Source organism: Flavobacterium caeni (genome assembly GCF_900101895.1).
GTDB classification, from domain to species: Bacteria; Bacteroidota; Bacteroidia; order Flavobacteriales; family Flavobacteriaceae; genus Flavobacterium; species Flavobacterium caeni.
Genome location: NZ_FMVF01000010.1, coordinates 101,163 through 121,235 on the forward strand (window position 1 = coordinate 101,163; position 20,073 = coordinate 121,235).

General features: G+C 49.5%; 17 protein-coding genes. 8 read left to right on the forward strand and 9 right to left on the reverse strand.

The window, feature by feature from the left end; all coding sequences use genetic code 11:
* Positions 1-22: 22 nt before the first annotated feature.
* Positions 23-1,792 carry a 1-deoxy-D-xylulose-5-phosphate synthase gene (locus BLP55_RS11165; protein ID WP_091143824.1) on the forward strand — a complete coding sequence of 590 codons (1,770 nt, stop codon included), beginning with the start codon at positions 23-25 and terminating at the stop codon, positions 1,790-1,792.
* Positions 1,793-1,828: 36 nt separating this feature from the next.
* Complete coding sequence (locus BLP55_RS11170; protein ID WP_091143827.1) at positions 1,829-2,800, forward strand: DUF3078 domain-containing protein; 972 nt, start codon at positions 1,829-1,831, stop codon at positions 2,798-2,800.
* 65 nt (positions 2,801-2,865) lie between these two features.
* Here the strand turns inward: BLP55_RS11170 and BLP55_RS11175 are convergent, their stop codons facing one another.
* The 5 genes from BLP55_RS11175 to BLP55_RS11195 form a co-directional block, all read right to left on the reverse strand.
* A complete protein-coding gene (locus BLP55_RS11175; protein ID WP_170826851.1) occupies positions 2,866-5,568 on the reverse strand; it encodes a M36 family metallopeptidase in 2,703 nt (900 codons plus the stop codon).
* Positions 5,569-5,643: 75 nt separating this feature from the next.
* Positions 5,644-6,987, reverse strand: coding sequence for a dGTP triphosphohydrolase (gene dgt, locus BLP55_RS11180; RefSeq protein ID WP_091143926.1), 1,344 nt, complete (start codon positions 6,985-6,987; stop codon positions 5,644-5,646).
* A gap of 320 nt (positions 6,988-7,307) precedes the next feature.
* Complete coding sequence (locus tag BLP55_RS11185) at positions 7,308-9,767, reverse strand: ribonucleoside-diphosphate reductase subunit alpha (RefSeq protein WP_091143834.1); 2,460 nt, start codon at positions 9,765-9,767, stop codon at positions 7,308-7,310.
* Between the two features lie 241 nt (positions 9,768-10,008).
* Positions 10,009-10,998 (reverse strand): ribonucleotide-diphosphate reductase subunit beta, encoded by a 990-nt coding sequence (locus BLP55_RS11190; protein ID WP_091143838.1) that lies wholly within the window; start codon positions 10,996-10,998, stop codon positions 10,009-10,011.
* A gap of 283 nt (positions 10,999-11,281) precedes the next feature.
* A complete protein-coding gene (locus BLP55_RS11195) occupies positions 11,282-11,872 on the reverse strand; it encodes a DUF3109 family protein (RefSeq protein ID WP_091143841.1) in 591 nt (196 codons plus the stop codon).
* A 129-nt stretch (positions 11,873-12,001) separates the two neighbouring features.
* Between BLP55_RS11195 and BLP55_RS11200 the strand changes: the two genes are divergently transcribed.
* The 3 genes from BLP55_RS11200 to BLP55_RS11210 are packed head-to-tail and all read left to right on the forward strand — an operon-like array spanning position 12,002 to position 13,430.
* A complete protein-coding gene (locus BLP55_RS11200; protein ID WP_091143845.1) occupies positions 12,002-12,577 on the forward strand; it encodes a MarC family protein in 576 nt (191 codons plus the stop codon).
* A gap of 42 nt (positions 12,578-12,619) precedes the next feature.
* Positions 12,620-12,820 carry a hypothetical protein gene (locus BLP55_RS11205; protein WP_091143850.1) on the forward strand — a complete coding sequence of 67 codons (201 nt, stop codon included), beginning with the start codon at positions 12,620-12,622 and terminating at the stop codon, positions 12,818-12,820.
* Between the two features lies 1 nt (position 12,821).
* Entirely contained in the window at positions 12,822-13,430 is a 609-nt protein-coding gene (locus BLP55_RS11210; RefSeq protein ID WP_091143854.1) for an FAD-dependent oxidoreductase, read from the forward strand.
* A 3-nt stretch (positions 13,431-13,433) separates the two neighbouring features.
* On the opposite strand, the gene BLP55_RS11215 is transcribed toward BLP55_RS11210, so the two are convergent.
* Genes BLP55_RS11215 through BLP55_RS11225 form a run of 3 tightly spaced genes read right to left on the reverse strand, consistent with a single transcriptional unit; the run spans position 13,434 to position 16,023 of the window.
* Positions 13,434-15,008: a S41 family peptidase gene (locus BLP55_RS11215; RefSeq protein WP_091143857.1), complete on the reverse strand. Its 1,575-nt coding sequence runs from the start codon at positions 15,006-15,008 to the stop codon at positions 13,434-13,436.
* Positions 15,008-15,433 carry a deoxycytidylate deaminase gene (locus BLP55_RS11220; protein WP_091143930.1) on the reverse strand — a complete coding sequence of 142 codons (426 nt, stop codon included), beginning with the start codon at positions 15,431-15,433 and terminating at the stop codon, positions 15,008-15,010. The genes BLP55_RS11215 and BLP55_RS11220 overlap by 1 nt, the downstream gene beginning before the upstream one ends.
* An 11-nt stretch (positions 15,434-15,444) precedes the next feature.
* Entirely contained in the window at positions 15,445-16,023 is a 579-nt protein-coding gene (locus BLP55_RS11225; protein ID WP_091143860.1) for a HupE/UreJ family protein, read from the reverse strand.
* Positions 16,024-16,190: 167 nt separating this feature from the next.
* On the opposite strand from BLP55_RS11225, the gene BLP55_RS11230 reads away from it, so the two are divergent.
* Positions 16,191-16,622: a tellurite resistance TerB family protein gene (locus BLP55_RS11230; protein ID WP_091143864.1), complete on the forward strand. Its 432-nt coding sequence runs from the start codon at positions 16,191-16,193 to the stop codon at positions 16,620-16,622.
* A gap of 162 nt (positions 16,623-16,784) precedes the next feature.
* Here the strand turns inward: BLP55_RS11230 and fbp are convergent, their stop codons facing one another.
* Positions 16,785-17,792 (reverse strand): class 1 fructose-bisphosphatase, encoded by a 1,008-nt coding sequence (gene fbp, locus BLP55_RS11235; protein WP_091143868.1) that lies wholly within the window; start codon positions 17,790-17,792, stop codon positions 16,785-16,787.
* Between the two features lie 286 nt (positions 17,793-18,078).
* Here fbp and BLP55_RS11240 point away from each other — a divergent pair, with 286 nt between their 5' ends.
* Positions 18,079-18,555, forward strand: coding sequence for a GNAT family N-acetyltransferase (locus BLP55_RS11240; protein WP_091143933.1), 477 nt, complete (start codon positions 18,079-18,081; stop codon positions 18,553-18,555).
* A gap of 77 nt (positions 18,556-18,632) precedes the next feature.
* Positions 18,633-19,901, forward strand: a complete 1,269-nt coding sequence (locus tag BLP55_RS11245; protein WP_091143871.1) for an aspartate kinase — start codon at positions 18,633-18,635, stop codon at positions 19,899-19,901.
* Positions 19,902-20,073 lie beyond the last annotated feature (172 nt).

Sequence of the window (20,073 nt, forward strand, 5' to 3'; positions counted from 1 at the left end):
TTCAACTCCGTACATTTGTGCTATGCCCGAAAAATTGCTCGACCGCATCCAAAACCCGCAAGACCTCAGGCTGCTGCCCGAGGATCGGTTGCCGCAGCTTGCGCAGGAATTGCGCGACTTTATCATCGATGTGGTGTCGGTCAAAGAGGGTCATTTGGGCGCGAGTTTAGGGGTAGTCGAACTGACCCTGGCGTTGCACTACGTTTTTGACACGCCCAACGATTTGCTCGTGTGGGACGTGGGACACCAAGCCTACGGGCACAAAATTCTGACCGGGCGCAAGGACGTTTTTCACACCAACCGACAACTCGGCGGGATTTCGGGATTCCCAAAGCGCAGCGAAAGCCCGTACGACACTTTTGGCGTGGGCCATTCGTCTACAGCGATTTCGGCGGCTTTGGGCATGGCCATCGCATCCAAGTTGAAAGGCGATGATCAAAAACACCATATTGCCGTGGTGGGCGATGCGTCGATTGCGTCGGGGATGGCGTTCGAGGGATTGAACCATGCGGGCGTTACCGATGCGAATTTGCTCGTGATCCTGAACGACAACGCCATTGGTATCGACCCGAGTGTGGGCGCGTTGAAAAACTACCTCACGGCGGTCAAGCAAGGCAAAAATCCCAAGCAAAACAACATGATCAAGTCGTTGAACTTTGATTATTCGGGACCTGTAGACGGTCACGACCTGTTTGCCGTTATCGCCGAATTGCGACGTCTCCAAAAAGTAAAAGGCCCCAAATTTTTACACCTGATTACCACCAAGGGCAAGGGGCTGCAGCAAGCCGAAGAAAATCAGGTGAAATACCATGCCCCTGGAAAATTCGACAAAATTACAGGCGAACTCGTACCCAAATCCGAGGAAAATCTACCGCCGCGTTTCCAGGACGTTTTTGGGCTCACATTACTCGATTTGGCGCACCACAACGATAAAATCATCGGCATCACGCCGGCCATGCCCTCGGGCAGCTCATTAAAATTCATGATGGACGCCATGCCCGATCGCGCATTGGACGTAGGCATCGCCGAGCAACACGCAGTTACGTTGGCCGCGGGCATGGCCACGCAGGGCATGGTGGTTTTTTGCAACATCTATTCGACGTTTTTACAGCGCGCCTACGACCAAGTTATCCACGATGTGGCATTACAGGACTTGCCCGTTGTTTTTTGCCTTGACCGCGCCGGATTGGTGGGTGAAGATGGGGCTACGCACCATGGGGTGTTCGACTTGGCGTACCTGCGTTGCATCCCCAACATGATCATTTATGCGCCGTTGGACGAAATCGGTTTGCGCAACATCATGTACACCGCGCAATTGGGATTGGAACATCCCATCGCGATCCGTTATCCAAGGGGGCGCGGCGTGACGATCGATTGGCAGCGTCCGTACGAAAAAATCGAAATCGGGAAAGCGCGATGCCTCAAGCCGGGAACCAAGGTCGCGGTGCTTTCTACCGGTGCGGTGGGGAACAACGTGGTCGCGGCTTTGTCCGAATTGCAAAATCCCGATACGGTTGCGCACTATGATTTTGGATTCGTGAAGCCGCTCGACCAGTCGCTTTTGCGCGAAATATTCGAACGATTCGAGATGGTTTTTACGCTAGAAGATGGCGTCATCAAAGGTGGATTTGGCAGCGCCGTCGCCGAATTCGCAACCGAAAACCGCCATACCACACCGCTAAAAATGTTGGGGGTTGCCGATTCGTTTACCGAACACGGCACGGTCGAGCAGTTGCAGCAACATCACCATTTTGACGTCAAAAGTTTGGTAAAAATCTTTTCATCCTATTGATTTTTTTGGAAATTTGCAGGCTTTAATCCGATACCGATGAGATTGCAGCGCTTATTCCCTTTTTTCTTCTTTTTATTTTTCGTTCCTAGCCTGGCCCAAACCAAGGACACTTTGCTTGTGGTGCGCGACACGGTCAAAATGAAGGTCGTCGAAGTATCGCACTGGACCAACAAAAACACTGTGGGGTTCGACCTCAATCAAATTGCTTTCGTCAACTGGAGCGCGGGCGGTGTGAGTTCGGTTTCGGGTTTGCTCAAAGGCATCTTTTCGCGCAAATACGACAACAACAACGTCAAATGGAGCAACGAACTCATCATGCGTTACGGGATGAACAAGCAGGACGGCGTCGAATTCAGGAAAACCGACGACGCGTTCCAGTTTGTGTCGACTTTTGGCTACCGTCGCGATACGATTTCGAACTGGTACCACTCGGCCAAATTCAACTTCAACACGCAGTTTACCGACGGCTACGAATACCCGAACACCGATTTGGCGATTTCGGGCGCATTTTCGCCAGCCTATACCTTTTTTGGTATTGGTGCCGAGTATTCGAACAAAGAAAAACTCATCAACGTGTATTTGTCGCCCATGACCGTCAAGAACACCATAGTTGCCAACCAACGGCTCGCCAACCAAGGGGCGTTTGGGGTCAAACCGGCGCAATACGACGCCAATGGCAACATGACGCGTGAAGGCGAGAACATGAAAACCGAGTTCGGTATGCTCATCACGTGCCATTTCAAACGCGAGATCTTCAAGAACATCAATCTTGAGAACCGTCTGGCGCTTTATTCGGATTACATCAACAAATTCGGCAACATCGATGTCGATTGGCAGCTGCAATTGGACATGATTGTCAACCAATACGTCAAAGCCAATATCGGCACGCATTTGCTTTACGACGACGACATCAAGGCCAAGGAAGAAGTAGCGGGCGTACAGGTGACCAAAGGGCCGCGCATACAACTTAAACAAATGCTTGGCATTGGCGTAGAATACAGTTTTTAGCGCAAAACTATTGGCATAAAAAAAGCCCGACAATTGTCGGGCTTTTCTATATTATATCAGACTGATTATTTCAAGATAATCTTATCCGAATAGTTGAAATCGGCTGTGTTCACTTTCAGGACATAAACGCCTTTGGCCAAGTGACCCAGGTTGATCGACTTCTCTACATTGAAATTGCTTTCGGTTTGCGAGAACACCACGCGGCCGTTCAAGTCTACCACCTGCATGTCGACCGAACCGTTAAACTGCGCGATGCGTACATTGAAGATGGCGTCTGATGGATTAGGATATACCTTAACCAACGTGTCCTTGGTGAAGCTTTTCGAAGAAAGCGGGAATGCCGTAAAGTCTTCGGTTTGGTCGTTTGAGTTGGTTGGCGAACCACCGGTAGCGTTGAGGCCCATACCGCGTCTGCGGAATACCTCTGCCATCATGTTGTAGTTGGCGCCACCCGTAGCTGCTTGGTCGGTTGCAAAAATGATATCGCGGAAACCGATCATGTTGCCCGTGTTACAAGCTGGTGCCATTTTCATCGCATCTACCATGAGTTGCATGACCATGTTGTTACCGCCTGTTCCGGTATAGATGTTCGGATCGAAACCATATTCATCCACAAATGCCCAAGTCAAATCCCAAAGCACCGATGCCCAGAATTCACCTACCACATAACGATAGGTAGTGTCGGCCGGGTCGGCCGGTACTGGCCAGTTTGAGTCGGCAAACGTACGTGGGTTGACGGTCATGTCGGTCGAATATGGGAATTCGCGCAAACCTGCTCCGAAAATCGGATCTTCGTTCCATACAAACGTACCGATGGTTTTGGCGTCAGGACCTGTATCGCCGGTTTTCATCTGAAGCAACAAGCCAATCCAATCAGACCAACCTTCGCCCATGCTCTCGGCATTGCTCATACAGCCTGCAGCGCCCGCACCGATCAAACGGTTCGAGATACCGTGACCGATTTCGTGACCGATGATCACGTTGTCGAAATCGCCGTCTGCGAACAAATACAAATCGGCAGGCGTTTCGAGTTTTACGTTGACGGTTTCGGTGGCCATGGCGGCAACCATTTCTTCGCCGATTTCTCTGGTTACAAAAATAGCGGGGATCGTGATGCCCAGGATGCCGGTAGAGCTCATCGACAAACGAACCGGGTTGTTTGGTACGGTGTCGTATACGATAACCGCCAAAGCACCCGCATCCTGTGCGTTTTTCACTTTGTTAGAGAAGTTACAGTTACCGCGACGGATCAAAGCGATTTTTCCGCTGATGTCGAACGCGTTGCTTGGTGGGATACAGGCGTTGTGCACCGTGATGGGGTCGCCCGGGGTTGTAGTTCCGTTGTTGGCGTCGTTGGTGTAAAGTACCAGGTCAGAAACGATGCCGTTTGGCGCGGTTGGTACCGGGATACGGTCGGTGCCTTCAAATACGTTGGTAGTCGCTACACGCGGACCTGCGATAGAAGCCGGTGTATTGATGGTCAGGTATTCTGTTGGTGGCGCACCGGCGTTCCACAAAAACATTTGCACGCGCGGACGGACACCTTCTGCAGTTGGCGTGAAGTTGGCGTTGTTGAGCGTGGCTTCGGTTTGTGAATAACCGTCTTGCGCATCGGCCAAGATGTAGTCACCTGTGCCGGTTTGTGTTCCGCCCAAGCCGTAGTTTTGTGCTTGGAAGTTTTTCGCCGCCTCGTTGAAGCCGTATTGGTACCAGATGTCGTGGATGACGTTCACCGTGTAAAACAAGTTGGTCACTGCGGCCGAAGTATACTCGGTTGGTTGTTGGTGTTCGCCCACGTAAGGGAAGTCGAACGTCAAGGTTGCCCCTCCGTTTGGTGAAAAGTTGTTCAACGCATTGTTGGCGGTTGGATCCTCACGCGCATAGGTATTGTTACCTCTGGTATTTTGATACATCTGCGCCGGGGTTGTCCCACCGATAGAGTTGCTGGCGTTGTGCCATCCGTTTGGAGACGATGCCGTGAATTCAGGGTTAGACACCAATTGGAAAGAACCGTGGTTCGGGCTCTCGATGTTGTACGGGAGTACGCGATACGTACCGCCTTGCGCTTCCATCATTGTCTCGCCGCCGGTAAAGGCTTTGTTGGTAAAGTTGAACGACTTGCTCACGGCTTTGTGGTCGTGGTGCTTGCCGCCAAAATTACAGCTCAACAATTGGTTTTCTTTCTTGATGATCTGGCCGTTGGTGGCATCTACGCTGGTAGTCCAGTAATTATTGGTTCCCGGCTGGTAGAAATCGTACTGCCAGGCCAATTTCAGGTGATCCCTGTCAACTGGAAAGTAAACGAGTCTGGCCAAGATGTGGTCCTCTTGCAAACCATCTGCCAGCGTCAGGTTTTTGTTGCTTTCAGAAGCCGTGATCGAGAAATTGGCTCCCGAAACACCCAAATCGCTGTAGGCACGCGCCAACGCCTCGGTCACCGACAAAGACGGCTGCGCTACGTTTACTTTAGACGCGATGTTGTTCAAGAAAGCGCTTTCTACACGAAAGATCTCGCCGTCTTTAATGGCAACGCTCGCCTCGATTTGATGCAAATCAGTTCCCTGGTATCTTTGAACGACACGGTAGCTGGTAACTTTTGAGCCATTACCATACACTTCAGACCTGATGTTCAAGTCCGAAACGTCTTGGCTGGTCAATCCGTATTTCGCCAAATTCTGCTCGAAATACGCTTGGATTTTCTGCTTCCCCGTCTGGGCGAAACCCGCTACAGACAACAGAAAAACACCCAATAGTGTAATTTTTTTCATAAGGATTAAAGTTTTTTGATTGACAAACATAGTGAATTTTTTGTTAAACCATACAAATCCCACAAACATTAACGGTTAGCCCAAATGCCCCAGAATATTGCGGTAATAAATGAGCGCATTGCCGTCGGTGAGCAGCGAAACGAAATGGCAAATGTGCAGCAAACGCTCGTACAGATTTTCCTTTTCGAGATGGTGCCGTTCGGGCAAAACCTTTAGAAGCAAATTGTCGTAATTGGTTGCGCAGCCGTCGAATTTATTGTTGTAGGCCGTCGTGAATTTATCGAGCAACGTATTGATGATTTGGTAGCCTTTGAGTTCCTTGTCGATCACCTCGCGGCTTTGGTAAATGTTCTTGACACTGAGTTTGATGATGTCGTCCATTTGTGCCTTGTACTTGCTTTTGTCGGTGAGCGCGTACGGGAATTTACCTTGCAGGATCAGCTCTTCGTTTTCGACAAAAACGCGCACCGCATCGGCAATCAAACTCCCGATGGCCAGCGCGCGCAGATAACTGATGCGGTCCTCCTTGGTTTCGAGCGTTTTGTATTTGGCCGTGTCGATGCTGTCCTTGACGAGTTTGATCAGGTATTCGAGCGCATAATCCTCGGACACGAGCCCAAGGTTGATACCGTCTTCAAAATCGATGATCGTATAACAAATGTCGTCGGCGGCTTCGACCAAGTAGGCCAACGGATGGCGTTGAAAACCAACATCCTCGCCCGTTCTGGTTTGGATCAGGCCCAGTTCGTTGGCGACTTCCTCAAAGAACTTTTTGTCCGATTGAAAAAAGCCGTACTTCTTGTCGCAAATGTCAGACGTGGGTTTCTTAGGAAGGCTTTCCTTGGGGTATTTCATGAACGCGCCCAGCGTGGCGTAAGAAATCCGGAGCCCGCCTTCGTTGCCCGGACGCGAACTCGTGAGCACCGAAAAACCGTTGGCGTTCCCTTCGAAATCGATCAAATCCTGCCATTGCTTGTCGGTGAGGTGTTCGCGGTATTTTTTGCCGTTGCCGATCTTGAAATATTCGCCAATGGCCTTCTCGCCCGAATGTCCGAACGGCGGATTCCCGATGTCGTGTGCGAGCGATGCCGCGGCCACGATTGCACCAAAATCGTTCATGTGGTAGCCGTGGATTTCGGCCAAATACGGATACTTCTCGATGATTTTCTTGCCCACCAAACGCCCAAGCGAACGCCCGACGACCGACACTTCGAGGCTGTGCGTAAGCCTGGTATGGACAAAATCGGTTTTTGAAAGCGGGATGACCTGCGTCTTGTCCTGCAAACTCCTGAAAGCCGACGAAAAAATAATACGGTCGTAATCGACTTCAAAGCCGAGTCGCGTGTCGTCCTGTTCTTTGCGCAGGCGTTTGCCTTTGTCGCCTTGTCTTTTGAGTGATAAGAGTTGTTCCCAGTGCATCATATTGTTCAATATTCTTTATTCGTCATTCGTCATTCATCATTCATCATTCATCATTCGAAATTCGCACGATTTTCTTGTTTGAATGTTGAATATCGAATTTTGAATGTCGAACTTCGAAGTTGACGGCCCTAGCCCGGATGGCAGCGGCATCCTTTTTTGCGCTTCTTTAGCGCAGAAAAGATTGCCTCACAAAGTTAATATTCGATTTCTGTGTTCGGCCCGTTCGCTACGCTCGGGTGCAGCGTACAGCCGGAATAGCTCCTTAAAAAAAACAGCCGCCCTATACAGACGGCCGTTCCCAGATTCTTGATCCTTTATTAAGAACCGCACATTTCGCAGTCGTCGCCCTGTGAAGAACGCGCGGCTTCGATCATGGCCTTGTATTCCTCGGCGCTGATTGGTTCGCTGTCGGTCACCGGTGCGGCTGGAATGGTCACTTCGGCGGTTGCTTCGGCCGCCACTTCGACCACTTCGGCGGCTACGGCCACGGGTACCGGCTCGGCTTTTTTGTCGTTGTTAAGCGTAAACTTGATCGCATCGACGGCGGCCTTGGTTCTCAAGTAGTACATGCCCGTCTTGAGGCCCGACTGCCAGGCGTAGAAATGCATCGACGTCAATTTCGCATAATTCACGTCTTGCATGAACAGGTTGAGCGATTGCGATTGGTCGATGAAATAACCGCGGTGACGCGACATATCGATGATGTCTTTCATCGACATCTCCCAGACGGTTTTGTACAATTCCTTCAAATCCTGCGGGATGCGTTCGATGTTTTGTACCGATCCGTTGTGGCGCATGATTTCTTGCTTCAATTCTTCGTTCCACAATCCGCGCTTGACGAGGTCCTCGAGCAGGTGTTTGTTGACGACGATGAATTCGCCCGACAACACACGACGTGTATAAATGTTGGACGTATACGGTTCGAACGCTTCGTTGTTGCCGAGGATTTGCGAGGTGGACGCGGTAGGCATCGGCGCCACCAAAAGCGAGTTGCGCACGCCGTGCTCCATCACTTCTTTGCGCAAAGACGCCCAATCCCAACGGCCCGACAAATCGGCATCTTTCAAGCCCCACAGGTTGTATTGGAATTCGCCTTGCGAAATCGGCGAGCCCTGGAACGTCGAATACGGACCTTCTTCCTTGGCCAATTCCATCGACGCGGTCACGGCAGCAAAATACAAGGTCTCGAAGATTTCCTGGTTGAGCTGCTTGGCCTCGTCGCTGGTAAACGGCATGCGGAGCAAAATGAACGCATCGGCCAGGCCTTGTACGCCCAAACCTACCGGACGGTGGCGCATGTTCGAGTTCTCGGCCTGCGGCACCGGATAGTAGTTGCGGTCGATGACTTTATTGAGGTTTTTGGTCACGCGTTTGGTCACGTTGTACAGCAATTCGTGGTTGAACTGGCCGTTTTCGATGAACATCGGCAACGAGATCGACGCGAGGTTACACACCGCGATTTCATCGGCCGACGTGTATTCTAGAATTTCTGTACACAAATTCGACGAACGGATCGTACCCAGGTTTTTCTGGTTCGATTTGCGGTTGGCGGCGTCCTTGTAAAGCATGTAAGGCGTACCGGTCTCGATTTGCGACTCGAGGATTTTTTCCCACAATTCGCGCGCCTTGATGGTCTTTCTGCCCTTGCCTGCAGCCTCGTATGATTCGTACAACGCTTCGAACTCCTCGCCGTACACATCGTACAACCCCGGACATTCGTTCGGGCACATGAGCGTCCAGGTCGTGTCTTCCTGTACGCGTTTCATGAACAAATCGGAGGTCCACATGGCCAGGAACAAGTCACGCGCGCGCATTTCTTCCTTACCGTGGTTTTTCTTCAAATCGAGGAACTCGAAAATGTCGGCATGCCATGTTTCGATGTAAATCGCAAAGCTGCCTTTTCTCTTGCCGCCGCCCTGGTCTACATAACGTGCGGTGTCGTTAAAGACGCGCAACATCGGGACGATGCCGTTCGAGGTACCGTTTGTCCCGCGGATGTACGAGCCCGTCGCGCGTACGTTGTGGATCGACAAACCGATGCCGCCCGCCGATTGCGAAATCTTGGCGGTTTGCTTGAGCGTGTCGTAAATGCCGTCGATCGAATCGTCTTGCATTTGCAACAAAAAGCACGAAGACATTTGCGGCTTTGGCGTTCCGGCGTTGAACAACGTCGGGGTGGCGTGCGTAAAATATTTTTTCGACATCAAGTCATAGGTCTCGATGACGGCTTTCAAATCATTCAAATGGATGCCCACGGCCACGCGCATGAGCATGTGCTGCGGACGCTCGACGATTTTCCCGTTGATCTTGAGCAAATAAGAGCGCTCGAGCGTTTTGAACCCGAAATAATCGTAGTTGAAATCGCGGTTGTAGATCACGTGCGAGTCGAGAAATTCGGCATTTTCTTCAATTACCTTAAACACTTCATCCGACAACAACGGCGATTCCTTGCCGGTGCGCGGGTTCACGTAATGGTACATGTCGTGCATGGTTTCGGAGAACGACTTCTTGGTGTTCTTGTGCAGGTTAGAAATCGCGATACGCGCTGCCAGGAGCGCATAATCCGGGTGGGTTACCGTCATGGCCGCGGCGGTTTCGGCCGCGAGATTGTCGAGTTCAGAAGTGGTTACGCCGTCATACAATCCTTCGATGACGCGCATGGCCACTTTCACCGCATCGACCAAATCATTGAGGCCGTAGCACAATTTTTTGATGCGGTCGGTAATCTTGTCGAACATGACGGGCTCTTTGTGGCCGTCTCTTTTTATTACATACATGGGCAAGTGTTTTGTGAAAATGGGAAATCCCTTTCCGATTTTCGGGTTAATTGTATTGAATTTGAAAATGTTTTTATTTGGACCCGAGCCGCAGGCGAACCGAACGGCGCGAAGCTCGTTAAATTTGAAAATGAACGTACGAAACAGCCTTTTGGCTAATCTGTTTTAAAATCCGAGATGATGAACATGCTTTTCCTTTAGTCAAACATTTCCAAATTATCGAATTTTCAAATTTTCAAATTTAAAAATCGGCGTCGAAACTGATCTTCTGCGCATCGTCGTTGCCTTGTTGTGCGCTGTTCATGACACCCGCTTTTTGGTAATCGGCCACGCGTTTCTCGAAGAAATTCGTCTTGCCTTGCAGCGAAATCATGTCCATGAAATCGAACGGATTGGCCGAATTGTACACGCGCTCGCATCCCAATTCAACGAGCAAACGATCGGTTACGAACTCGAGATACTGCGTCATCAAATTGGCGTTCATCCCAATCAAACTTACCGGCAAAGATTCGGTGATGAATTCGCGTTCGATGTTGAGCGCGTCGACGATAATCTCCTTGATGCGTTCTTTCGGGACTTTGTTGACCAAGTGGTGGTTGTGCAAATGCACGGCAAAGTCGCAGTGCACGCCTTCGTCACGCGAAATCAGCTCGTTCGAGAACGTCAATCCCGGCATGAGCCCGCGTTTTTTGAGCCAATAGATCGAACAGAACGCGCCCGAGAAGAAAATTCCCTCGACGGCCGCAAACGCAATCAATCTTTCGGCAAACGAATCGGATTCGATCCATTTGAGCGCCCATTCGGCTTTTTTCTTGATGGCCGGAAACACGTCGAGCGCATTAAAAAGCTGGTCTTTTTCGGCCTCGTCCTTGACATAGGTGTCGATCAAAAGCGAATAGGTTTCGCTATGGATGTTCTCCATCATGATCTGAAAGCCGTAAAAGAATTTGGCCTCCGGATACTGCACTTCGTTGACGAAATTCTCGGCCAGGTTCTCGTTGACGATACCGTCCGAAGCCGCGAAAAAAGCCAAAATATGTTTAATGAAATACTTTTCGTCGGCGTTGAGCTTGTTGTTCCAATCCGACAAGTCCTGGTGGAGGTCGATTTCTTCGGCCGTCCAAAAACTGGCCTCCATTTTTTTGTACCATTCCCAAATGTCGTGGTGCTTGATCGGGAAAATGACGAATCGGTTCTTGTTTTCTTGTAAGATAGGTTCTATCGCAGACATAATGGTGGTGTGTTTGGGGGAAATTTTAACACTTTTTTGGCTATTCTTTCCGTTTACAAAGATTGGGATTTGAATTTGGAATTAAAAGCCAAACTTATCCACAATCGGTTGTAGTTTTTAACAACGAAACAACGCTACAAGTTATTTTTAAAATAAGTTAATTTATTGAAAATTAACACTTTAAAAAAGCAACGATTTTAAAAATGTCCGTAAAACTGCGGCTTGAGGAAGATATTTGCGCCCGCTGGTTTTGGTCGATTTCCAACAAACAGTGGTTGAAAAATCAGCGTCGGTTTTTGCCCTTTGGCTGGGCTTTGAGTTCGTCGGCCACTTTCTCGAGTTCGGCATACCAATCGGCGCCAAATCTGCGGATCAACGCTTCCTTCACAAAGCGGTAAACGGGCACTTCGAGTTCCTTTCCGAGCGTACAGGCATCGTCGCAAATGTCCCAGCGGTCATAGTTGACGGCGGCAAACGACGAAAAATCCTTGACCCGAACCGGGTACAAATGACACGATACCGGTTTCTTCCAATCGACGAGCCCCTGGTTGTAGGCCTGCTCGATACCGCAAAGCGCCGTTTTGCCGTCAAAGATGACGTACGCGCAATCCTTGTTGTCGATTAATGGCGTTTCTAAGGTGCCGTCTGAACCGGTCACCCATGGGCCTTGTGCTTCTATGGCAGCGATACCTTCGGGGCGAAGAAACGGTTTTACTTTGGTGTAAATATCTTCAAGAATCTTTGTTTCGGCTTCATTCAAGGGCGCTCCCGCATCGCCGTCTACACAGCAGGCGCCGTGACAAGCCGAGAGGTTGCACACAAAATCCTTTTCGAGGATGTCTTCGGAAACGATGGTTTTGCCGATTTGAAACATGCGGCAAAGATAACACAATACCGTCACACGGATCCAACCGACGCGTTAAAAAAGAACCGAGAAAATTAACGCGATTTTGGCTTAAAATGGTCTTTCAAAGGACTACTTTTGCACCCTCAAACTCAAGCTATGTTACTCGACATCAAAGAAATCATCACCGTCAGTATGGTATTGTTTGCCGTCATCGACATTGTAGGCACGATTCCCATCATCGTTGACTTGCGCAACCGCCACGGGCATATCGAATCAGAGAAAGCCTCGGCGGTGGCCGGCATCATCATGATCGTGTTTTTGTTCATCGGCGAGGAATTCCTCAAGCTGATTGGTATCGACGTACACTCGTTTGCAGTCGCCGGTTCGTTCGTACTGTTCTTTTTGGCGCTCGAGATGATTCTGGGCATCCGAATCTACAAAGAAGACCAAGCCAGTTCGGCATCGATCGTACCGCTTGCGTTTCCGCTGATCGCGGGCGCCGGAACCATGACCACTTTGCTGTCGTTGCGGTCGCAATACGACGCGGCCAACATCGTGATTGCCATTGTGTTGAACATCATTTTGGTGTATGTGGTATTGCGTTCATCGGCCAAAATCGAGCGCATGCTGGGCAAGAACGGCCTTGGCGTGGTCAGGAAAACCTTTGGCGTGGTGCTGCTCGCGATCGCTGTTAAATTATTTGCGGCTAATGTTAAAGGGCTGTTCGCTTAATCAAAATTTTACTACTTTTCGACACTCAAAGCCTAATTCATAATGAAAATATTTACCACCATATTGGTTGTCATCGCGCTCGCGCTGATTATTTTCAATATCTTTCTTTTGGATTTTGATCATTTGTTCGAAGGCGATTCGATGATTGCACTGATTGGCATCGCGGCATCTTTTTGCGCCATTTTCATCCTGCTTATTTTCAGGATGTCGAAAATGATCGAGGAAAAAACCAAAAACAACTAGTATGTTCGACGTACTGATCATTGGCGGGGGCGTCTCGGGGATGTCCTGCGCGCTCGTCTTGGGATCGGCCCACAAAAAACCGTACGCTGTCGACAAAAAAATCGGCATCTTCACGCACCAAAAAACCACCAATCTTCAAGAAGCCTTATTCAACAACGCCTACGGGATCGCGCCCGGAAAGCTCGGCACCGAATTGATGGCCGAAAGCATCAACCAATTGGCCAACCAATATCCGCACGTTGCGCAATTCGCCAATGAAAAAGTGATGAAGATTGAAGGCGCCTATCCAAATTTTACCGTCGTCACGAACAAAGCAAGCTACCAAACCCAAACCGTCGTAGTCGCCGTGGGATGGATCAATACGTTTGCCATAGAAGGATTGGAATCGTTTGTCGAACCGCACAAAAAATCGATCCCCGAAAAAAACCGCATCCAATTGCGCAACACAGACCACAAAGTCGCCGAAGGCATTTATGTGGCCGGCACATTATCGGGCAAACGCAGCCAACTGGCCATTGCTGCGGGAAGCGGCGCCGAAGTGGCCACCGACATCCTTACGTTGTGGAACGACGGCAACCAAAGCCAAAGCCACGATTCGATCAAAAAATAAGCGCTATTTATCGGCCAGCACGGCCTTGATCATCGGATCTTCCTTGAGTACGATTTCGTAATATTTTTGGTCGTCGAACAATTGCTGCGCAAATTCGGCGGCCAAATAACGTTTGACCAGCGGTTTGTTTTTGCCGAGTTTGATGTCGAGACCGTTCTCGGAAACGTATTTTTGGAAGTTATTGAAATACAAATCGGTCTTGTCCATTTTGTCGAGGAACTGCGCAAACGACAAGCCCGCAAACGCCTTGCGGTTTTTGTCGAGTTGTTCGAACACAAAATGACCCACCGCACCCGATTGCATCAAATACACCGTCTCTTCGTGCCCGTGCTCTACTTCCAGCGGCACAAAAATATCGGGTACGATACCACCGCCGCCATATACGATTTTGCCCGATTTGGTCTTGAACTTGAGCGTGTCGGCAATCTTGATGCTGTCTTTGGCGTACAATTCGCCGTGTTCGAACCGCTTCATGAAATCGTTGAAATAGTCGCCGCTGCCTTTCGAATAGTCTTTCTGGATCGAACGACCCGACGGCGTGTAATACCGCGCCACGGTGAGCCGCACGGCCGATCCGTCTTCGAAATCCATCTCGCGTTGCACGAGTCCTTTCCCGAACGATCGACGGCCCACAATGACACCGCGGTCGTTGTCCTGTACGGCGCCGGCCAAAATTTCGCTGGCCGAAGCGCTGTTTTCGTTGATGAGCACATAAACTTTGCCGTCCTCGAAATCGCCGCGGTCGGTGGCAAAAGTCTTGTCGACGCGGCCTTTCTTGTTCTTGGTAAAAACGATGAGTTCTTTGTCCTTGAGCAGTTCGTCGGCAATCTCGGCCGCCTTTTCCATGTAACCGCCGCCGTTGTCGCGTACGTCGATGACGAGCGTGCCGATGTGTTGGTTGCGCAGCTTGGTGAGCGCGTGCTGGAATTCGTCGTAGGTGGTTTCGGCAAAACGGTTGATCTTGATGTAGCCCGTCGTGGGGTTCAGCACCACGGCCGCATCGACCGAATTGAGCGGAATAATATCGCGTTTGACCTTGACCTTGAACGTTTTTTTGGTCGATTTTCTGTACACCGTGAGCTGCAACTCCGACCCGACCGCGCCGCGCAACTTGGCGAACAGCGTATCGGACGGCAATTTCCTGCCGAACAATTTGTCTTTGCCCGCAAACAGGATGCGGTCGCCGGCCTTGATGCCTGCGCGTTCAGACGGCCCATCATCCAGCGGTTTGATCACGGCCACCGAATCGTTGTACATGTAAAAATTGACCCCGATCCCTACAAAATCGCCGCGCATGCTTTCGACCTCGGCGGTTTGCTCGCTGGGCGGAATGTACACCGAATGGGGATCGAGTTGTTCGAGTATGTTGCTCACGGTGAGCTCTACGATCGAATCGGCATCGACATCATCGACATATTCGCTGTTGATGAAATCGAGCAAGCGGTTGAGTTTGCTCTTGTAATTGTTTTTCGAAAACGACGGCTTGGCCACCGGGAAATTCAGAAATCCGCCGAGCGCAATGCCCAACGCGAGCGCGAGCGACGCGACGAGGATCACGATGGTATTTTTCGATTTCATCAGTCGAGTGTTTCGATTTGTTCGACCTCTACGCCGGCCCTTTTGAGAAAATCGACGCCCGACGTATCGCGGTAACCCATTTGGTACACTACGCGTGTGATGCCCGACTGGTGGATAAGCTTACTACACTCGCGGCACGGCGAAAGCGTAATGTACAGTGTCGCGCCCTGGCAGGATTGCGTAGATTGCGCGACCTTGAGGATGGCGTTGGCCTCGGCATGGAGCACATACCACTTGGTGTAGCCTTCTTCGTCTTCGCAAAAATTCTCGAAACCCGTGGGCGTACCGTTGTAGCCATCGGAGATGATCATTTTGTCGCGTACGATGATGGCGCCTACTTTTTTGCGCTGGCAGTAAGACAATTGGCCCCATTCGCGCGCAATCCGGAGATAGGCCTTGTCGTATTTGTTCAATTTTTTGTCCATTTGAATTCCGGTCATCTTTCCAATAACATCGGCACGACCACGCCGATCACAAATGCCGAGGTCACCAACGCAAAGTCGCGTTTGGAAAACCGCGCAAAGTGATGCAAGATAAACGAAATCAGCAACACGACCAAAACCACGATCAATTGTGCGATTTCGATGCCGAGCGCAAATTCTAAAAGCGGCCAGATTTTGTCGGTGGCATCGCCGGGCAGGATCGACTTGAAGAAGTTCGAAAAGCCCAGCCCGTGGATGATTCCAAAAAACAAAGTGATGAATCCAACTACATTGATGCTGTCTTTGCCACCCGCTTTTCCGGCCTGGAACAAATTGTAGATGGCGGTGATCAAAATGGTGACGGGAATCAAAAATTCGACGGTATCGGCTTTGATCATCAAAATCCCGAACACCGACAGCACCAGCGCCAAAGTATGCCCGATGGTAAAAATGGTCACGAGCAACAGCACGCGTTTCCAGTCCTTGAACGCATACGGCACGGTAAGCGCCATAAGGAACAGCACATGGTCGTAGCCTTCTAAATCGAGTACATGGTGTAACCCGATTTTAAGATATATCCAAAATTCTGACATTCCATAAGTATTTAGTAGATTGAGGGGATTGTAAATTTACAACATATTGTGAAACGACAGAAGCTCCGTAATATTTTGGAAACCACAAAAAACGTGGTAAAAAAGTGATTTTTTGCTGTTCTAAAATCGGCGAATGCAATATATTTGTACCTCAAAAACCAACAATTATGTCATTTTCAGATTTATTCGACAGCGAGTTCAAATCCCGTAACAAAGGTCATTTTTCGGCCATCGTTCGTGTGGCCTTGGCCGACGGTGTCGTACACCCCGAAGAGAAGACGTTTCTCGATAAACTTGCCGGCAAACTCGAAATCACCAAGGACAAATATGAGGAAATCCTCGAAAATCCGTTGAAATACCCGATCAACCCGCCGTATTTGTACTCGCAGCGTCTCGAGCGTTTGTACGATTTGGGCCGCATGGTACACATAGACCACCAATTGGGCGACAAACAGGACTTTTTGTTGCGCAAATTTGCGTTGGCGCTGGGCTTCACGCCGGGCAACGTGAACCACATTGTGAACAAAGCCATGTCGTTGATCGATAAAAAAGTAGACGCCGATGTGTTCCTGTATGAAATGGAACATATGAATAAATAAATTCCAAGCACCAAATTCCAAGTACCAAGCACCAAATCGCAAACGAGGCATTTGGATTTTGGAATTTGGAATTTGGAATTTGGAGTTTGGAATTTGGAATTTCAAAAGAAAAGCCGGACTTCAGTAGAAGTCCGGCTTTTCTTTTGAAATATTTGGTTGGGTTTATCGTGCTTTGTCCATGAACTGTTCGGCCTTTTCGACCATGTTTTTGCTACCGCAGAAAAACGGGACGCGTTGGTGCAGTTCGGTGGGTTGGATTTCCATGATGCGCCCGAAACCGTCCGAGGCCTTGCCGCCTGCTTGTTCGGTGATGAACGCCATGGGGTTACATTCGTAAAGCAACCGCAGCTTGCCTTTGGGCGCTTTGGTGCTGGTGGGATAAATATAGATGCCGCCCTTGATCATGTTGCGGTGGATGTCCGACACAAGCGAACCGATGTAGCGCGAGGTGTACGGCCTGTCGCCTTCCTCTAACTGACAGTATTTGATGTAATCCTTGACGCCTTGCGGAAAATGGATGTAGTTGCCTTCGTTGATCGAATAAATGTTGCCGTCTTCCTTGAACTGCATGTTCGGATGCGACAGGTAAAACGTCCCGATGGCCGGGTTGAGCGTAAACCCGTTGACACCGTGTCCCGTGGTGTACACGAGCATGGTAGACGTGCCGTAAATCACATAGCCCGCCGCTACCTGCGCCGTGCCGGGTTGCAGAAAATCTTCGAGCGTAACCGGGGTTCCTACAGGTGTCACGCGACGGAACACCGAAAAAATGGTGCCCACCGATACGTTTACATCGATGTTCGACGAGCCGTCGAGCGGATCCATCAACACGACGTATTTGTTGTTGTGACCGCCGTGTAATCCTTCGACGGTGATAAAATCGTCGTTTTCCTCCGAGGCGATACCGCACACGATTTCGCGGTTGATGAGCGTTTGGATGAACACTTCGTTGGCGTAAACGTCCAGCTTTTGCTGGTCTTCGCCTTGGATGTTTTGTTCGCCCACCGCTCCGACGATGTCTACGAGTCCGGCTTTGGCGACTTTGTAATTGACAACCTTGGCCGCCAAACGGATCGAATTGATGATCTTGGACAGCTCGCCCGTAGAGTAGTTGTGGTCTTTTTGTTTCTCGATGATGAACTCGCCGAGCGTTTTGTTGCGTTCTTCCATTACGAAATCGTTGTAGTTATGGCGCAAAGATAGTTTGAAAATTCAAATTACAAGCACCAAATTCCAAATTCCAAACGGTCGCATTGGAATTTGGAATTTGGGATTTGGAATTTGTAGATTATATTTGTGGTTTGTAACCAACCCTAGCCCCGATTACCTCACCGAATATTTATTTGACAGAGGTGTTCGGTGAATGCCAAAGGCATTTGCAGTGGAAATCCTTTTTGAACGAGCGTCAGCGAAGTTCAAAAAGATTGTAACGAAAAGCGGGATAATGCTCCCAAAAATGAACATCAGAAAAGGCCAAAAAGCCGACATGCCCGCCGTTTTGGAACTCATCACCGAACTCGCGGTGTTCGAAAAGGAACCCGATGCCGTGGTGGTGACCGTGGCCGATTTGCAGCGCGACGGTTTTGGCGAAAATCCATTGTTTCATACCTTCGTGGCCGAACAAGATGGCCAAATCGTTGGCATGGCGCTGTATTATTACCGCTATTCGACGTGGAAAGGCAAAACCATTCATTTGGAGGATTTGATTGTCACCGAACCAATGCGCGGCTCTGGATTGGGTTTTGCGTTGTATGCCGAAATCATCAAACAAGGCAAGACAGATGGCGTGCGCAGGATTGAGTGGAATGTTTTGGATTGGAACACGCCTGCCATCGAATTTTACGAAAAATCGGGTGCGCGCATTTTACCCGACTGGCGCGTGGCGCATATGGACGAAAACGGAATCGATGCATTTATTGTGAACAATAAATAAATTCCAAATCCCAAATTCCAAATCCCAATTAGGACCTTTTGGAATTTGGAATTTGGGATTTGGAATTTTAATAAGTTATGAGAATCTTCAAATTTGGCGGCGCCTCGGTCAAAGACGCAGCAGGTGTCAGGAATGTGTACGACGTATTGCAAAAAACCGGCTTCGACGACGTGTTGCTCGTGGTATCGGCCATGGGCAAAACCACCAACGCGCTCGAAGTGGTGATCAAGGACTATTTCGACAAATCGGCGGCGCTGCAATCGTCGGTGCAGGAAGTACGCAAGTACCACAACGCGATTTTGCTCGACTTGTTCGACGACGACAAGCACGCGGTTTTTGCGGCGGTCAACCAGCTTTTTGCCGAACTCGAGTTCTTTTTGGCGCAGAACAAATCGCCCAATTACAATTTTGTGTACGACCAGGTGGTGAGCATGGGCGAACTCATTTCGACCACAATACTCGCGCATTACATGAACTACCGCGGGGTCAAGACCCATTGGATCGATGTGCGGCAGTTTGTCAAAACCGACAACACTTACCGCGACGCCAATGTCGATTGGGAACTCACGCAAAAAAACATTTCGAAAAACGTCAAGAAAAAAGTGCTCAACATTACGCAGGGCTTTTTGGGCTCGGACGAAAACAACTTCACCACCACGCTGGGCCGCGAAGGATCGGATTATACAGCGGCGATTTTTGCCTACTGCCTGGGCGCCGAAAGCGTGACGATCTGGAAAGACGTGCCGGGCGTGATGAATGCCGATCCGCGGTATTTCGAGAACGCGCGTTTGCTCAACCAGATTTCGTACCGCGAAGCCATCGAGCTCGCGTTTTATGGCGCAACGGTCATCCACCCGAAAACGCTGCAGCCTTTGCAACGCAAGGAGATTCCGTTGTATGTCAAATCATTTTTGAATCCGGAATTGCCTGGAACGGCCGTGTCGAAAGGTGCTGATTTGGAGCCGCATTTGCCGTGTTTCATCGTCAAGAAAGAGCAGTTGCTGATTTCGCTTTCTTCGATCGACTTTTCGTTCATCATGGAGGAAAACATCAGCGAGATTTTCGGGTTGTTGCACCAGTACAAAATGAAGGTGCATTTGATCCAGAATTCGGCGATCAGTTTTTCGGTATGCGTAGACGATAAATTCGGAAACTTTCCACAACTCAAGACCACGCTTTCTAAAAAATTCAAAGTGTCGTACAATGAAAATGTGTCGTTGTACACGATCCGTCATTTTGATGAAAAAGCAGCCAAAATGGTCGAAAAAGACAAGGCAGTTTTGCTCAAACAAGTGAGCCGCGAAACGATGCAAATCGTGACCAAAGACCCAGAAAATATTTTATGACGAATTTTCGTATATCTTTCTGATAGTCAAAAAAATAGCGCCCATCGCGCCAAACCAAAACCGCAATACCTCATGTCTTGCGTTTTTTTTTAAATTTTTTTCGCATTTTGTCCAAATTCTGCAACGTATTTTCACGATTTAACATTCTTTTTTATTATAATTGCATCCTTAT

What these genes read in the sequence shown, in the direction of transcription:
- BLP55_RS11245 (WP_091143871.1), top strand. Translation starts at nt 18,633, where the DNA reads ATGAGAATCTTCAAATTTGGCGGCGCCTCGGTCAAAGACGCAGCAGGT.
- BLP55_RS11220 (WP_091143930.1), bottom strand. Translation starts at nt 15,433, where the DNA reads ATGGACAAAAAATTGAACAAATACGACAAGGCCTATCTCCGGATTGCG.
- BLP55_RS11170 (WP_091143827.1), top strand. Translation starts at nt 1,829, where the DNA reads ATGAGATTGCAGCGCTTATTCCCTTTTTTCTTCTTTTTATTTTTCGTT.
- BLP55_RS11210 (WP_091143854.1), top strand. Translation starts at nt 12,822, where the DNA reads ATGTTCGACGTACTGATCATTGGCGGGGGCGTCTCGGGGATGTCCTGC.
- BLP55_RS11230 (WP_091143864.1), top strand. Translation starts at nt 16,191, where the DNA reads ATGTCATTTTCAGATTTATTCGACAGCGAGTTCAAATCCCGTAACAAA.
- dgt (WP_091143926.1), bottom strand. Translation starts at nt 6,987, where the DNA reads ATGCACTGGGAACAACTCTTATCACTCAAAAGACAAGGCGACAAAGGC.
- BLP55_RS11240 (WP_091143933.1), top strand. Translation starts at nt 18,079, where the DNA reads ATGAACATCAGAAAAGGCCAAAAAGCCGACATGCCCGCCGTTTTGGAA.
- BLP55_RS11200 (WP_091143845.1), top strand. Translation starts at nt 12,002, where the DNA reads ATGTTACTCGACATCAAAGAAATCATCACCGTCAGTATGGTATTGTTT.
- BLP55_RS11185 (WP_091143834.1), bottom strand. Translation starts at nt 9,767, where the DNA reads ATGTATGTAATAAAAAGAGACGGCCACAAAGAGCCCGTCATGTTCGAC.
- BLP55_RS11190 (WP_091143838.1), bottom strand. Translation starts at nt 10,998, where the DNA reads ATGTCTGCGATAGAACCTATCTTACAAGAAAACAAGAACCGATTCGTC.
- BLP55_RS11195 (WP_091143841.1), bottom strand. Translation starts at nt 11,872, where the DNA reads ATGTTTCAAATCGGCAAAACCATCGTTTCCGAAGACATCCTCGAAAAG.
- BLP55_RS11215 (WP_091143857.1), bottom strand. Translation starts at nt 15,008, where the DNA reads ATGAAATCGAAAAATACCATCGTGATCCTCGTCGCGTCGCTCGCGCTC.
- fbp (WP_091143868.1), bottom strand. Translation starts at nt 17,792, where the DNA reads ATGGAAGAACGCAACAAAACGCTCGGCGAGTTCATCATCGAGAAACAA.
- BLP55_RS11225 (WP_091143860.1), bottom strand. Translation starts at nt 16,023, where the DNA reads ATGTCAGAATTTTGGATATATCTTAAAATCGGGTTACACCATGTACTC.
- BLP55_RS11205 (WP_091143850.1), top strand. Translation starts at nt 12,620, where the DNA reads ATGAAAATATTTACCACCATATTGGTTGTCATCGCGCTCGCGCTGATT.
- BLP55_RS11175 (WP_170826851.1), bottom strand. Translation starts at nt 5,568, where the DNA reads ATGAAAAAAATTACACTATTGGGTGTTTTTCTGTTGTCTGTAGCGGGT.
- BLP55_RS11165 (WP_091143824.1), top strand. Translation starts at nt 23, where the DNA reads ATGCCCGAAAAATTGCTCGACCGCATCCAAAACCCGCAAGACCTCAGG.